A 14952-nucleotide genomic window follows, 5' to 3' on the forward strand; every position below is an offset into this window, starting at 1 on the left:
CTGTGACCACACTGGACAGTCGGCTCGACCCGTCCTCGCCGGCCTACCAGGCCAACCGGGCGGCCCTGCTGGCCCGCCTCGCCGAACTGGACGCCGCGCTCGACCAGGCGCGGGCCGGCGGCGGCGAGAAGTACGTGACCCGGCACCACCGGCGCGGCAAGCTGCTCCCCCGGGAACGGATCGAGCTGCTGCTCGACCCGGACAGCCCGTTCCTGGAGCTGTCCCCGGTGGCCGCTTACGGCACCGACTTCCCGGTCGGCGCCAGCGTGGTGACCGGCATCGGGGTGGTCGAGGGTGTGGAGTGCCTGGTCGTCGCCAACGACCCGACCGTACGCGGCGGCGCGGTGAACCCGTGGTCCCTCGCGAAGACCCGGCGGGCCGGCGAGATCGCCCTGGCCAACCGGCTGCCGATGGTGAATCTGGTCGAGTCGGCCGGTGCCGACCTACCCACCCAGGCGGAGATCTTCATCCCGGGCGGACGGGTGTTCCGCGACCTGACCCGGCTCTCCGCGGCGAAGATCCCCACGGTCAGCGTGGTGTTCGGCAACGCCACCGCCGGCGGCGCGTACGTGCCCGGCATGTCCGACTACACGATCATGATCCGGGACCGCTCGCAGGTCTACCTGGCCGGGCCGCCGCTGGTGAAGATGGCCACCGGCGAGGTCACCGACGACGAGTCGCTGGGCGGGGCGGCCATGCACGCCACGCGGTCGGGTCTGGCCGACTTCCTCGCCGAGGACGAGCGGGACGGCATCCGGCTGGCCCGGCAGTGCGTACGCCGGCTCAACTGGCGCAAGCAGGGGCCGCCGCCGCGTACCGCGGACCCGCGGCCACCGAGGTACGACCCGGAGGAGCTGCTCGGCGTCGCCAGCGCCGACCTCAAGGTGCCCTTCGACCCTCGTGAGGTGCTCGCCCGGGTGCTGGACGACAGCGCCTTCGACGAGTTCAAGCCGAGCTACGGCAGCGCGCTGGTCACCGGCTGGGGCGAGCTGCACGGGTGGCCGGTCGGCGTGCTCGCCAACGCCCGGGGCGTGCTGTTCAGCGAGGAGGCGCAGAAGGCGGCCCAGTTCATCCAGCTCGCCAACGCCGCCGACACCCCGCTGGTCTTCCTGCAGAACACCACCGGCTACATGGTCGGCACCGAGTACGAGCAGCGCGGCATCATCAAGCACGGCGCTCTGATGATCAACGCGGTCGCCAACTCGACCGTGCCGCACCTGACGGTCAACCTGGGTGCCTCGTACGGCGCCGGCAACTACGGCATGTGCGGCCGGGCGTACGAGCCGAGGTTCCTGTTCACCTGGCCGAACGCGAAGTCGGCGGTGATGGGCCCGGCGCAGCTCGCCGGGGTGCTCTCCATCGTGGCCCGACAGGCCGCCGCCGCCCGGGGCCGGGAGTACGACGAGGACTCCGACGCCGCGATGCGGGCGATGGTCGAGCAGCAGATCGAGTCCCAGTCCGCGGCGCTCTTCCTCTCCGGGCGGCTCTACGACGACGGGGTGATCGACCCCCGGGACACCCGTACCGTCCTCGGGCTCTGCCTGTCGGCGATCCACAACGGCCCGGTCCGGGGCGCCGACGGCTTCGGCGTCTTCCGGCTGTGAGGGGCGGATCTGTGATCGAGAGACTTCTCGTGGCCAACCGGGGCGAGATCGCCCGCCGGATCTTCGCCACCTGCCGCACGCTCGGCGTGGAGACCGTCGCCGTGTACTCGGACGCGGACGCCGGCGCGCCCTTCGTCGCCGAGGCCGACCGGGCCGTACGCCTGCCCGGGAACGCGCCGGCCGAGACGTACCTGCGGATCGAGGCGATCCTGGCCGCGGCCCGCCGGTCCGGCGCGGACGCCGTCCACCCGGGCTACGGCTTCCTCGCCGAGAACGCCGAGTTCGCGGCGGCGGTGACCGACGCGGGGCTGGCCTGGGTCGGGCCGCCCGCCAAGGCGATCGCGGCGATGGGCGACAAGCTGGCGGCGAAGGCGCTGCTCGCCGACGTGGGCGTGCCGATGCTGCCCACCTGGACCGACGCCGACCAGGTCACCGGTTTCCCGGTGCTGGTGAAGGCGACTGCGGGCGGCGGCGGGCGGGGCATGCGGATCGTGCGCGACGCCGCCGGGCTCGCCGCGGCCGTCGCCTCCGCGCGTCGGGAGGCGGCGGCGGCGTTCGGCGACGGCACGGTCTTCATCGAGCCGTACGTCGAACGCGGCCGGCACGTCGAGGTGCAGATCCTCGGCGACACCCACGGCACGGTGGTGGCCCTCGGGGTACGCGACTGCTCGATCCAACGCCGGCACCAGAAGATCGTCGAGGAGGCACCCGCCGTCCTCGCCTCGGGGCTGCCGGAACGGCTGCATGCGGCCGCGGTGGCCGCCGGCCGGGCAGTGGAGTACGTCGGCGCCGGCACGGTCGAGTTCCTGCTCGCACCCGACGGGGAGTTCCACTTCCTGGAGATGAACACCCGGCTCCAGGTGGAGCACCCGGTCACCGAGGCGGTCACCGGGCTGGACCTGGTCCGGCTGCAACTGCTGGTCGCCGAGGGCGAGCCGCTGCCGCTGGCGGCGGCCCCACGCACCGACGGCCACGCGATCGAGGTACGCCTCTGCGCGGAGGACCCGGCCCAGGGCTTCCGGCCGGCTACCGGCACCCTGCACCGCTTCGCCATCCCCGGGGTGGCCGGCGAGTTCGCCCCGCTTCGCGGGCTCCGGCTCGACTCCGGCGTGGTGGCCGGCGCGACGGTGAGCGTGCACTACGACTCGATGCTGGCCAAGCTGGTCGCCTGGGCCCCCACCCGTGCCGCGGCGGCCCGGGCCCTCGCGGGCGCGCTGTCCCGGGCCGAGCTGCACGGGGTGCCCACCAACCGCGACCTGCTGGTCCGGGTGCTGCGCAGCCCCGCGTTCGGCGCCGCGGAGATCGACACCGGTTTCCTCGACCGGCACCCGGAGGTCTTCGCCCCCCTGCTCCCGCCGGAGCAGCTCCCCCTGGTCGCGCTGGCCGCCGCACTCGCCGCCGCCGCCGGGCGGCGGGCGTCCGCGCCGGTGCTCGCCGGGCTGCCGTCGGGTTGGCGCAACGTGCCGGCCGTCCCGCAGGTCACCCGGTTCACCGGGCCGGACGGCGGCGAGATCGAGGTCCGGTACCGGCTGGACCGCACGGGCGCGCTCGCCGAGTGCTCGGTGTCGGCCGTCACTCTGGTCGAGGCCACCCCGGACCGGGTCGTCCTCGACGTCGACGGGCTGCGGCGGGCGTTCCGCGTACACCGGGTGGGGTCGGCCGTCTTCGTGGACGGCCCGGACGGGGCGGCGAGCCTCACCGAGCTGCCCCGCTTCCCGCTGCCCACCGCGGAGCCGGCGGCCGGGTCGCTGCTCGCGCCGTTGCCCGGCGCGGTCGCCCGGGTGCACGTCGCGGTCGGTCAGCGGGTCGCCGCCGGTGACCTGCTGCTGACCCTGGAGGCGATGAAGCTCGAACACCCCGTGCTCGCCCCGACCGACGGCGTGGTCGCCGAGCTGCCAGTGCCGGCCGGTGCCCAGGTCGACACCGGTGCCGTGCTGGCCGTGCTCAACCAACCGGAGGGCCCCCGATGAACTTCGACCTCACACCCGAGCAGGAGCAGCTCCGCGACGCCGTCGGCGCGCTGGGCCGCCGGTACGGCCACGACTACTTCGTGGCGAAGGCGAAGGCCGGCGAGCACACCACCGAGCTGTGGCACGAGGCCGGCCGGCTCGGCTACCTCGGCGTCAACATCCCCACGGAGTACGGCGGCGGGGGCGGCGGCATCACCGAACTGGCCCTCGTCTGCGAGGAACTGGCCGCGGCCGGCTGCCCGCTGCTGCTGCTCGTGGTCTCCCCCGCCATCGCCGCCACCGTCATCACCAAACACGGCACCGACGAGCAGCGCAAGCAGCACCTGCCCGGTCTCGCCGACGGTTCCCGGAAGATCGTCTTCGCGATCACCGAGCCGGAGGCCGGCTCGAACTTCCACCGGCTCGGCACGGTGGCCCGCCGCGACGGCGACGACTGGCTGCTCTCCGGTCGCAAGTGCTACATCTCCGGGGTCGACGAGGCGCAGCACGTGCTCGTCGTGGCCCGTACCGATGACGCCACGACCGGCAAGCTGAAGCCGGCACTGTTCATCGTGCCCACCGACGCCCCGGGGCTGACCCGGTCCAAGCTGGACCTGGAGATCGTCTCGCCGGAGAACCAGTTCCTGCTCTACCTGGACGACGTCCGGCTGCCCGCCGACGCGCTGGTCGGCGGCTCCCTCGACGCCGGGCTGCCGGCGCTCTTCTCCGGGCTCAACCCGGAGCGGATCACGGTCGCCGCGATGGGCGCCGGCACCGGCCGGTACGCGATCGAACGGGCCAGCACGTACACCGCCACCCGGAGGGTGTGGGGCGGCCGGAGCATCGGCTCCCACCAGGGCGTCGCGCACCCGCTCGCGCACGCCGCCGTGCAGGTGGAGCTGGCCCGTCTGATGATCTACAAGGCGGCCACCCGGTACGACGCGGGCCGGGACCTGGAGGCCGGCGTCTCCGGCAACATGGCCAAGTACGCGGCCGGCGAGGCCGCCGCGCTCGCCGTGGACACCGCCGTCCAGGCGCTCGGCGGGGCCGGCATGACCACCGAGTACGGGGTGGCCACCCTGCTCGGCGCGGTACGGGCCGGCCGGATCGCCCCGGTCAGCCGGGAGATGATCCTCAACTTCGTCGCCCAGCAAGTCCTCAACCAGGAGAAGTCGTACTGACCCGGATTCCCGCGGGAATCGTGGACGGAAACGGCCCCTGGAGGGGCCACTCACCGCCAAGATCTATACCACTCGACGTGACCTTGCGAGCCGACGAGACTGGCGGCATGTTCCCGCCGGACCTGGAGCGGGCGACCGAGCGGCTCTACGCCGCCTTCGCCCACCATCCCCTGCCACCCGACATGGAAGAAGCCTGCGAGCACTGCGTCGACCCGGAGGTGGTGGGCCGCTTCGTACGCACCCCGCTGCGCGACCTCGCCCCGGACCAGCTCGGCATCTACCTGTCCAACCCGGGCACCTGGGGCAACGGAACCGAGCTACCGCACCTGGTGCCCCGGCTCCTGCAGGCATACGCCGGCGGGGAGATGACGCACTGGTGGTCGCCGGAGACGGTCGCCTACCGCATCCACGGGCGCTGGCAGGACCGGTCGCCCGCCGAGCGGACCGCGGTCGAGGAGTTCTTTCGGGCGTGGTGGCGCTGGACCCTCACGTCCTTCCCGTCCACCAATCCGGCCTGGGACCTGCTGGACGCGGTCGCCACGCTCGGCCTCGACGTCGGCCCGTACCTCGCGGACTTCGCAGAGCTGCCGGGCGAAGAGCCCGCCCGGCAGCTGGCCGAGGTTCTCGATTCCTGGAGGTGGGGTGGTTCGCTGTCCGAGGAGGCGGAGCGGACGCTGCGAAGCTGGCTGGTCGGCGGCACACCGGGGCGGCTGCTGTGGGAGGCCGCGGTGGCCAGCGCGGTGGCCCCGGTCGCGGACGAGCTGACCGAAGCCGCCGAACTGGCCGATCTGCTGCGTGACGCACTGAACGAGGAAGGCGTCTGACGCGGACCGTCAGCAAACCGCGCGACCGGCGTTCTCTGGAGACCCTGGAATGACGCGGCCCCAGGAAGGGCCGTTTCATCCAAGATCGCGTCTATCGGTGGCTGCGGAGCGCCGCTCGCCCCCGCGGCACGGCTTGCTCAGCTGCCAACAACACCCTCGGCTGACCGGCCCGGGGTACGGCGGGCGCCCGATCGCCCGCCGTACCCCGGGTGCCCGTCAGCGGACGGTCAGCGTGCCGAGCGCCGGCAGCGGCGCGACCACGGGCGGCAGCCGCTTCGGCTCGCCCCGGCCCGGCTCGCCCCGCTGGGCGAGGGCGCTCTTCGACGCGGTCGCCCGCTCGTCCGGCGCCTCCGGTACCTCCACGAACGGCTGCGCGTCACCGACGCACACGGTGCCCTTCGCCGGCAACTTCACCTTCAGCAGGTACGCGTCGATGGCGCCGGTCGCGCAGTCCGACGTGCCGTACGCGGTGTGCCCCCAGCTGTCGCTGCTGAGCAGCCGGCTGTTCGGCAGCAGCGCCGCCGAGCTGACCGCGCCCTGGTAGTTGGTCGCCGGGTCCCAGTAGTTGCCGACGACCAGCACCGGAGCACTGGTACGCCGGTTGAACGGGCCGGTGTAGGCGTCCTCGTCGCGTACCGTCCAGGTGTTGCGGGCGCAGGGGGCGGTGCCCCAGGCCCAGAGCCGGCCGAAGTACGGGGCCCGCCTGTCCTCCGCGGCGGCGAGCGCCGGCCAGGCACCCGCGTCCGTCGGGTGGTACGCGTCGGTGCAGTCCACCGTCAGGAAGGTCTCCAGCCCGTTGTCGTACGGGAAGTCGTAGCCGCGCTGCTGGCGGGCCTGCACGGCCCGCCGGGCCAGGGCGGTGCGGGCCTGCGCCCGGGCGGCCGACGCCGCGGCCGGGTCGGTCAGCATCAGCAGTTCCTCGGTGATGCCCACGATGTCCGTCCAACCGTACGGGCTGTAGAGGGCGCCGAGGGACGCGCCGATGAAGTCGGCATAGCCGACCGTGAACTGCCCGTACACCGGGTCGTCGATCACCGCCGGCTTCTTGCGCAACCGCTTCGCCACCGTCTCGTACGTGGCGACCGGGTCACCGGCGGCCGCCAGCGTGCACTGCTCCGCGCCGGCCTCGGCGCACCGGACCAGGATCTCGTGCAGCGCCCGGTACGCCCCGTCGGCGCTGCGCAGCCGGGTCTCCTGGAGCTGGTGGCGAGCGTTGCCCTGGCCGATCCAGGCGTTCGGGTTGAGCACACCGTCGATCACGAGAGCGCGGACCCGGTCCGGGAACATGTTGGCGTAGTACTGGCCCAACGCGCTGCCGTAGCTGAAGCCCAGGTAGGTGAGCTTCTTGTCGCCGACCGCGCGGCGCAGCACGTCCATGTCCCGGGCCACCTCGGCGGTCGACGCCGCGCCGGTCAGCGGCTTGCCGGTGGTCGAGCACCCCTTCCCGACCGCCTTGGCCGACGCGACGTACGCCTTCTCCTCCGCCCTGGTCCACGGGAAGGCCACGTTCAGCCCGGCGTACGCCTTCGTCTGGTCCTTCACGGAGCGGAAGCACTTGATGTTGTCGCTGGCGGCGACGCCGCGCGGGTCCACGCCGACGATGTCGAAGCGGTCGAGCAGGTCGTCGCCGAGGAAGTACGGCGCGGCGAGCGCGATGCTGGTGCCCGAGCCGCCCGGGCCGCCCGGGTTCAGGAACAGGCTGCCGATCTTGTGCTTCTGGTCGCGGGCCTTGACCCGCAGCACCGCGACCTCGGTGGTGGCGCCCTTCGGGTTGTCGTAGTCGAGCGGCAGCCGGACGGTGGCGCACTCGGCGTAGCCGTAGCAGCCGTACCAGCCGAGCTTCGGGGTGGGCACGCGGTCGACCCGGCGGGCCTCGACGGCGCTGGTCCGATCGGACGCGGGCGACTGGGGCGTGCGGACCGGGGCCGCGGCCGCGGGCGCGATCGCCGGTCCGGCGAGGACGATGCCGGCTGCCCCTGCTGCGATCAGGGACCGGATTGCACGTGGCATGTGGACGCCTTCCGGTGGGGAACGGGTCGGTCGAGGGTTCCTCGACTCCCGTCACTCTAGGGATCACCGGCAACGAAGGGCGCCCGACAAACACGGGCCAGTGGGACAGATTGCCGATAGATGTAACGGATTTTTCATGCTCGACGCTTTCGCCACCGCTGCGCGGAGCGCCGATCCCCACACCTCACCGTCGTCCACAGTGGGCTCGCCCGTCGACGGCTCCGTCGACCCGGGTCCGCCGGTTGACAGGCGGCGGGCCTGAGTCATGCTTGTCGAATGAGTTCGTTCCCGAAGCCCGATGCGCGGGCGAAGGCCGTCGTCGCGTCGTTGGCGGCGGTGGCGGCGCTGGTGGCCCTGATGGTCTGGCGCCCCGAGGGCATCCTGTCGGTGGTGCTGGCCCTCGTCTGCGTACTGCTCGGGATGGTCGCCGGGGTGACGGTGACCTCGGCGCGGCAGGCCCGGGCCGGCGGCGTGCCCGCCGAGGACTGGCCGGCGCCCAGCGGCGTGGACGCCGAGACGCTGGAGGCGCTGGACCTCCGCGCGGTCCGGAACCTACGGGCGTCGGGCGGCTACGGGGTGGACGCCGACACACTGGAGGCGATCGACCCTCGGGCGGTCCGGCAGCAGCGGGCGCCGCACGGGCTCAGCGACCGGTGAGGGTCGGCACGGCGAGCGCGTCCACGCCTCGCCCGGCCAGGCAACGGTAGCTGCGGTCCGGGTCCGTGCCGGACGGGGGCAGCACCTCCAGATTCCAACCGGCCGCCTCCTTGATGCCGCTGACGAGCCGGAAGGTGCTGACGTTGCAGACCTGCTGGACGGTCGGGTCGGCGACCACCGCGGTGTGACCCGCCCCGGCCAGCGTCGCGGGCAGGTCGCCCACGGCGTACGTCTCCCAGGTGTGCCGGCCGTCGCACGACACCCGGGTCGCCTCGGCCCGATCACGGCGCAGCCGTACCGGCCCGAAACACTCCAGCTCGGACGCGCACCGGGCCCCCGCCGGCAGGCGTACGGCCCCGGCCGCGCAGCCCGGCACGACCTTCGCCCCGCCCTGCACCAGGGTGCCCGTTGCCACCGGCGCCGGCCGGTCCAGGCCGGACGAGCCGCCGGCCAGCCAGGCTCCCGCGCCGGCCGAGGCGGCCAGCGCGAGCACCCCCGCGCCGCCGAGGAACCAGCGGCGCGCCCACCGCCGGCCACGCTCGGGCACGGTCGGCTGGGCGTCCTCCGCAGGCGTACGCGGCGCCGGCTGCCCGGTACGGCCCACGGCGTACGCGCCCGTGCTCTGGGCGGGGCTGACCGGGACACCGGAGACCGGCAGGCCGCGGCCCGAGCCGGCACCGGGATCGAGCGGGAGCGCGGCGAGCATGTCGCGCAGTTCGACGGCGGACGGGCGCTCTCCCGGGTCGTTGGACATGCCGAGGCGCAACACGTCGATCAGCTCGTCGGGCACGCCGGGCAGGCCGGGGATCGGCTGGTGGAACATCTCCAGCACGGTGACCAGGCTCGGGTTGCGCTCCGACTGCCAGCGCGGCGGCCGGCCGTGCATCACCGCGTACAGGGTGGCGCAGAGCGCGTAGACGTCGACCGCCGGCGACGGCGGGCTGTGGTTGAACATCTCCGGCGGCGCGTACGCGGGGGTGAGCACCTCCAGGGTGACCGAGGCGTCGCGCACCTCGGCCAGCACCGCCAGCCCGAAGTCGGCCAGGACCGCCGGGTTGAAGTGGGAGTAGAGGATGTTGGCCGGCTTGACGTCCCGGTGCAGCACCCCGGCCGCGTGCGAGTGGGCGAGCGCGTCGGCGATCTTGACGCCGAGGTCCCGGGCCTCCGCCGGGCCCAGCGGCGAGTTTCGCATCCGCTCCGCGTACGAGCCGTCGCAGAGTTCCATGATCAGGTAGGGATGCTGGTCGACGGTGACCCCGACGTCGAAGAGGTCGACCACGTGCGGGTGGGAGGACATCTTGCCGGCGGCCCGCGCCTCGCGCAGGAAACGCGCCTGGTCCCGCTCGCTGTCCAGCGTGCGGTTCTCCACTTTGACCGCGACCTCGCGCCCCACCGAGATCTGGGTGGCCCGGTAGACGGTGGCGTAACCACCCCGGGCAAACACCTCCAAATCGGTCAGACCGGGCACGATGGGCAGCCGCAGGGCGCCTGGCGAGGTCTCGGTCACGGCTCGAAAATACCCAACGATCCCGGTCGCTCAGTGCACCGAGTCGGCCGCCGGCACGGAGGCCGACCCGGCGCCGTCGCCGTCCGGCCCGACGCCGGCGGCCGACCGCCGGGCGTCCCACCAGAGGCCGACGGCCGTCGCGACCGCGCCCAGCCCCTCCCACGCGGCCACGCCGAAGAATCGACCCGGGGCCACCTCCGAGAGCACCGCGATGCTGAAAACGGTGAACGTGACCAGCCGGAACCAGACCGTGAACCGGTAGAACGGCCGCCACTCGGTGGCGGCGGCGAGCAGGTAGTAGACCCCCATGTTGAACGAGGCCATCGAGGACGCGGTGAGGAACGTGCCGGTGTAGTCGCCGGGAGCGCGCTCGGCCGGAATGGTGAAGCCGAGCATGCGCAGCTGGGCCTCGGGCCAGATCAGCCCGAGCGCGCCGAGCACCAGCGCCAGAACCCCGAAGACCGCCATCGTCCAGCCGGCGCTCGAACGCGGCAGTCTCATGTTTCCTCCCCCACCCGCGACCACCGCCCGGCGGCCTGCTGCTCGCCCCACACGGTATCGACCGCCCCCGACACCCACATCCCCGAAACCGCCAAACCTCCCCACCCCGTCCACAACGGATCGCGGGCCGGAGCGCGGGGGCCAGGACGGCGGGGGCCGGGGTGGTGGGGCGGTCAGGCGGCCAGGCGGGCGCGGAGAGCGTCGGCGACGGCCCGCTCGCTGCGCTGTTCGGTGGCGTACGCCAGGCGTACCGCCTCCTCGGCGTTGGCCAGTGCCTCCACCGGGCGGCCGCAGACGTCCAGCGCCTCGGCCAGCACGCAGACCGCGATCACCTGGCTCCGGACGTCCTCGGCCGGGACAGCCACCGCCCGCTGCGCCCAGTCCAGGGCCTGTTCCCGCTGGCCGTGGGCGAGCAGCGCGGACGCGTACCGGGCCAGCGTCTGGCGCCGGGAGAAGAGCAGTGACGGGGTGTGTGCGGCGGCGGTGGCGACCGGGGCGAGCAGGCCCACCGCGGTCGCCGAGTCACCGGCTGCGAGCCGGGCCATGGCGAGCAGCACCCGGGGCCCCACCTGGGCGGGCGCCTGCGGGTTGTGCGGCTCCACGGTGGTCAGCACCGACCGCGCCTCCTGCTCGGCGGTCTCGCTGTCGCCCAGTTCCAGGGCCACGAAGCCGCGCAGCGTGCCGGCCATCCCGGTGAGCAGCGGGTGCGACGTGCGGTTGGTGTATCCGAGGGCGTCGGTGAGCAGGTCGGCGGCGTGCTCGGGCGCACCCAGCCCGCGCGCCACGACCCCGCGGACGACCAGCGCGAAGCCCTGCCCCCAGTCGTCGCCGACCTCGGCGAACTCCCGGTACGCCCGGCGCGCCCCCCGGTCGGCCTCGGCCAGCTCGCCCAGTTCGGCGGTGGCGTACGCCTCGACCGCCCGCAGCGTGCCGACCGCCCACGCCTCGCCGACCCGTTCCCCGAAGGGCAGGAAGACCCGCGCCATCCGGCAGGCCTCCCGCAGCCGGCCCGCGAGCAGCCGGGCGAACGCGGTGGTGCCGCGCAGCCAGGCCCGCCCGTACGGGTCCTTGAGCTCGGCGAAGAGCCGGGCGGCCCGACCGAGCACCGCGTCGGTGCCGGCGAAGTCGCCCCGGGTGGTGGTCACCCAGGCCAGGTTCTGCAACGACCAGGCCTGCCCGCGCAGGTCCTTCGCGGCGAGGCTGACCTGGTAGGAGGCGGCCAGCCGGCTGCTCGCCTGGCCCAGCCGGCCGGTGACGAAGTCGGCCATGCCGAGCCGGCGCATCGCCGAGGCGCGCATCGCCGGCAGCCCGGCGGCCGTGGCCACCTGCAACGCCTCCTGCCAACAGCGCACCGCCCGGTCGGTGTCGCCCACGGTCTGGTGGGCCTGCCCGGCGAGCAGCAGGGCGCTGGCCCGGGTGGCCGCCGCGTCGCCGGCGTTGGCGGCGATCTTCTCGGCCGAGGCGAGCGCGTCGCTCGGGCGGCCGATCTGCAGCAGCGCCCGCGCGTGCACCACCTGGTCGGCCAGCGGCAGCCCGTCCCGGGCCAGCTCGGCGGCGCGTTCGGCGTACTCGACGGCGAGAGCCGGCTCGCCGGAGCGCAGCGCACGGCGGGCGGCCCGGCCCAGCGCGGCCACGCCCAGCGGGGCGACCGCGCGGGCCGGCGCGTCGGGGCGGAGCTTCACCGCGTCGGCGAGCGCCCCGGCCCGCTCGACGTGCTCGGCGACGAAGTCGTCCCGGGCGGTTTCCGTGAACGCGCCGGCCGGGGTCGCGGCGGCGCTCTCCGGAGCGGCCCAACGCGCCAGCGCGGCATGCCGCTCGGCCAGTTCGGCCTTGCTCACCCCGGCGTACGCGGCCTCCCGCATCAGCGGGGTGGCGAACGCGTACCCGGCGCGGGTGCGGTGCAGCATGCGGCGTTGCAGCAGTTCCTCCACGGCCCGGTCCAGCTCGACCGCGGCCACCGCCGCCGGGCGGCCGTCCCGCCCGACCCGCTGCTCGCGGAGCGCCTCCAGCGCGCCGGTCGGCACGGTGTCGCCGACCACCGCGGCGTCCCGCAGCACCGATCGGGCGTCCGGCGGCAGCGCGTCGATCCGCGCCGCGAGCACGGCGGCCAGGTCCCGGGAGAGCAGGCGGCTGCCCAGCGAACCGGGGGCGAGCCGCCACCCGGCCGGCGGGTTCCGGTCCGGGCCCGGGGTCAGTGCCCCGCGCTCCATCAGCAGGGTGACCAGCTCGGCCAGGTAGAAGGGATTGCCCTGCGCGGTGGCGAGCAGCCGGTCGGCGTCGGCCTGCGGCAGCTTGCCGCCGCCGAGGTAGCTGGTGAGCAGCCGGGCCGCGTCGGCACCGCGCAGCGGAGGCAGCACGTGCACCTCGGCGTCCGCGACCCGGGTCAGCGCGCCGGCGGTCCGCACCAGCTCGGGGCGGCCGAGCAGCAGCACCAGCACCGGGCCGGTGAGCCGGGAGAGGGCCAGACCGAGCGCGTTGATCGTCTCGGCGGTGGCGTCGTGCAGGTCGTCCACGACGATCACCAGGGGCGCCTCGACGGCGAGCGCGCTGAGCAGGTCGGCCACCGCGTTCGGCACCGCCTCGGCGTCCGGGGGCGGGGCGGCCGCGCTCCAGTCGCCGCTCTCGCCGGCGGCGGGGAGTTCGGCGTACCCGAGCAGAGCCAGCAACTGGTCGACGGCGAGCGGGGGAAGGTCGCCGGAGAGCCGACCGAGCCGCTGCCCGAGCCGACGCAGCCGCTCCTCGACGGCCGGCCGGGTGACCGCGGTGGCGGCGTCGTTGGGCAGGCCGACCGCCGCCCGGACCAGGTCGGCGAGCGGGGCCAGCCGGCGGCGCTCACCGAACGCGGCGCAGCGTACCGAGAGCACCCGGGCACCGGTGTGCGCCGCGTACCGGCCGGCGCCGACGTCGTAGCCGGCGGCGAGGCGTTCCACCTCGGCGGCGAACCGGGACTTGCCGATCCCCGCCTCGGCGGTCATCAGCAGCACCCGGGGCTCGCTCCGGTCGATCACCTCGGCGAGCCGGCCGGCGACCCGGCCGATCTCGGTCTCCCGGCCGACGAAGGGTGCCTCGTCGCCGAGGCCGGACCGGGTGCCCGGCGCGTCCAGGAGGCCCAACAGCTCGTACGCCTCGACCGGCTCGCGCTTGCCCTTGAGCCGCAGCGGCCGCAGCGCCCGCCACGAGGCGACGTGCCGGGTGGCCGCGGCGGTCCGCGCGCCCGCGTAGACCGCGCCGACAGCGGCGGCGTCGGCCAGCCGGGCGGCGGTGTTCACGGTGTCGCCGATGACCGTGTATTCGATCGCCGCCTGGATGCCGGCGATCACGTCGCCGGTGTTCAGCCCCACCCGCAGGCCGAGCGGCGCGCCGCCGCCCCGCTCGTCGTCGAGCACCCGGCGGACGGCCCGCTGCATGGACAGTGCCGCCCGGACCGCCCGCTCGGCGTCGTCCTCGTGCGCCACGGGGGCCCCGAAGACCGCCATGATCCCGTCGCCGGTGAGCTTGTCGACGTGCCCGCCGAAGGTCTTGACCGCGCCGGCCAGGGCGGCGAGCACCCGGTCGGTGACGGCGCCGACGCGTTCCGGGTCCAGGTCCTCCGACCAGGAGGTGAAGTCCGACAGGTCGCCGAAGAGCACGGTGACCACCCGCCGTTCGGCGGCGGGCAGCGTCGCGGCGGCCGGCAGCGCAGCACCGCAGTTGTGACAGAACCGCGCGCCGGGTACGGCGACGGTCCCGCACACCGGGCAGGTCACGGCTGCTCCACCCCGAGGTATTCGAGCTGGGCGCGGACGGACCACTCGGCGGCCCACCACAGCGACCGGTCGACGTCCGCGTACACCTTGGCGACCACCTCGGGCGCGGTGGTCGCGCCCTCGGCCACCGCCGCGCGCACCTGGTCGAGCCGGGCCCGCCGGTGGGCCAGATAGAACTCGGCCGCCGCGCCGCAGTCGGCCAGCGCCGGGCCGTGACCCGGCAGCGCCGGGATCCCCCGGTACGTCGAGAGCAGCTCCAGGCTCGACAGGTAGTCGCCGAGATGTCCGTCCGGGTGGGCGACCACGGTGGTGCCCCGGCCCAGGATGGTGTCGCCGGTGAGCACCACCCGCTCGTCGCCGTGCGCGACGAGGAAGCAGACCGAGTCGGCGGTGTGCCCGGGGGTGTTCAGCAGGCGGATGGTGAGGCCGGCGTCCAGCGCGGCGCCCGGCGTCAGCGGCTCCCCGCCGATGGTGTGCGCCGGGTCCACGGCGAGGACGTGGGCGCCGCCGAGCAGCTCGCTCAGGCGCGGGGAACCTTCGGTGTGGTCGGGGTGCCCGTGGGTGATCAGCACGAACCCGACCGGCCCGTGCGCCGCGATCGCGGCCAGGTGCGCCTCGTCGGCCGGGCCCGGGTCGACGACGACGGCCTGCTCCGCGCCGGGGGCACGCAGCACCCAGGTGTTGGTGCCGTCGAGCGTCATCGGCCCCGGGTTCGGGGCGCGCAGCAGCGTCACCCAGCCCGGCAGCTCATCCGCGAGCGCCCCCACCGCCCCCGTCACATGCCCGCCCATGGCAGCGATCGTACGACCCCGCCCGCCACTCCCCGCGATCTTGCAGTTCTGGCCCGTGATTTGTGGTCGTTCACGGCTTTCGCGGCGACCGAAACTGCAAGATCACGGGGGTGGGGTGGGGGGTGGGGGGTTGGCGGAACCGGTCCGTATCGTATGTGTGCCAGGTCACGCGGCCCTCCGGC

10 protein-coding genes are annotated in these 14952 nt (G+C 74.5%); 5 read left to right on the top strand and 5 right to left on the bottom strand.

What is annotated here, in order from left to right:
• Positions 1–2 precede the first annotated feature (2 nt).
• The 4 genes from ABZ570_RS17285 to ABZ570_RS17300 all read left to right on the top strand — a co-directional run bounded on the left by ABZ570_RS17285 (position 3) and on the right by ABZ570_RS17300 (position 5558).
• Complete coding sequence (locus ABZ570_RS17285) at positions 3–1604, top strand: acyl-CoA carboxylase subunit beta (RefSeq protein ID WP_358063847.1); 1602 nt, start codon at positions 3–5, stop codon at positions 1602–1604.
• An 11-nt stretch (positions 1605–1615) separates the two neighbouring features.
• Entirely contained in the window at positions 1616–3574 is a 1959-nt protein-coding gene (locus ABZ570_RS17290) for a biotin carboxylase N-terminal domain-containing protein (protein ID WP_358063850.1), read from the top strand.
• Positions 3571–4734, top strand: coding sequence for an acyl-CoA dehydrogenase (locus ABZ570_RS17295; RefSeq protein ID WP_358063853.1), 1164 nt, complete (start codon positions 3571–3573; stop codon positions 4732–4734). The genes ABZ570_RS17290 and ABZ570_RS17295 overlap by 4 nt, the downstream gene beginning before the upstream one ends.
• A gap of 77 nt (positions 4735–4811) precedes the next feature.
• The gene (locus ABZ570_RS17300; protein WP_358063856.1) at positions 4812–5558 is read left to right on the top strand and encodes a hypothetical protein; all 747 of its coding nucleotides are present in this window, start codon (positions 4812–4814) and stop codon (positions 5556–5558) included.
• A gap of 216 nt (positions 5559–5774) precedes the next feature.
• Here the strand turns inward: ABZ570_RS17300 and ABZ570_RS17305 are convergent, their stop codons facing one another.
• Positions 5775–7568, bottom strand: a complete 1794-nt coding sequence (locus tag ABZ570_RS17305) for an alpha/beta hydrolase (protein WP_358063859.1) — start codon at positions 7566–7568, stop codon at positions 5775–5777.
• 276 nt (positions 7569–7844) lie between these two features.
• Here ABZ570_RS17305 and ABZ570_RS17310 point away from each other — a divergent pair, with 276 nt between their 5' ends.
• Positions 7845–8225 (top strand): hypothetical protein, encoded by a 381-nt coding sequence (locus ABZ570_RS17310; protein WP_358063861.1) that lies wholly within the window; start codon positions 7845–7847, stop codon positions 8223–8225.
• Here the strand turns inward: ABZ570_RS17310 and ABZ570_RS17315 are convergent.
• From ABZ570_RS17315 to ABZ570_RS17330, 4 genes are all read right to left on the bottom strand, one after another.
• Positions 8212–9732 carry a serine/threonine-protein kinase gene (locus tag ABZ570_RS17315; RefSeq protein ID WP_358063864.1) on the bottom strand — a complete coding sequence of 507 codons (1521 nt, stop codon included), beginning with the start codon at positions 9730–9732 and terminating at the stop codon, positions 8212–8214. The two genes, ABZ570_RS17310 and ABZ570_RS17315, sit on opposite strands and share 14 nt — an antisense overlap.
• A gap of 30 nt (positions 9733–9762) precedes the next feature.
• Complete coding sequence (locus ABZ570_RS17320; protein ID WP_358063867.1) at positions 9763–10233, bottom strand: hypothetical protein; 471 nt, start codon at positions 10231–10233, stop codon at positions 9763–9765.
• Positions 10234–10406: 173 nt separating this feature from the next.
• A complete protein-coding gene (locus ABZ570_RS17325) occupies positions 10407–13979 on the bottom strand; it encodes an adenylate/guanylate cyclase domain-containing protein (protein WP_358063870.1) in 3573 nt (1190 codons plus the stop codon).
• A complete protein-coding gene (locus ABZ570_RS17330; RefSeq protein WP_358063872.1) occupies positions 13976–14770 on the bottom strand; it encodes an MBL fold metallo-hydrolase in 795 nt (264 codons plus the stop codon). Before ABZ570_RS17330 ends, ABZ570_RS17325 begins: the two co-directional genes overlap by 4 nt.
• Positions 14771–14952: the final 182 nt, after the last annotated feature.

Origin of the sequence: Micromonospora sp. NPDC007271, assembly GCF_040634005.1 — a bacterium.
GTDB lineage: Bacteria > Actinomycetota > Actinomycetes > Mycobacteriales > Micromonosporaceae > Micromonospora.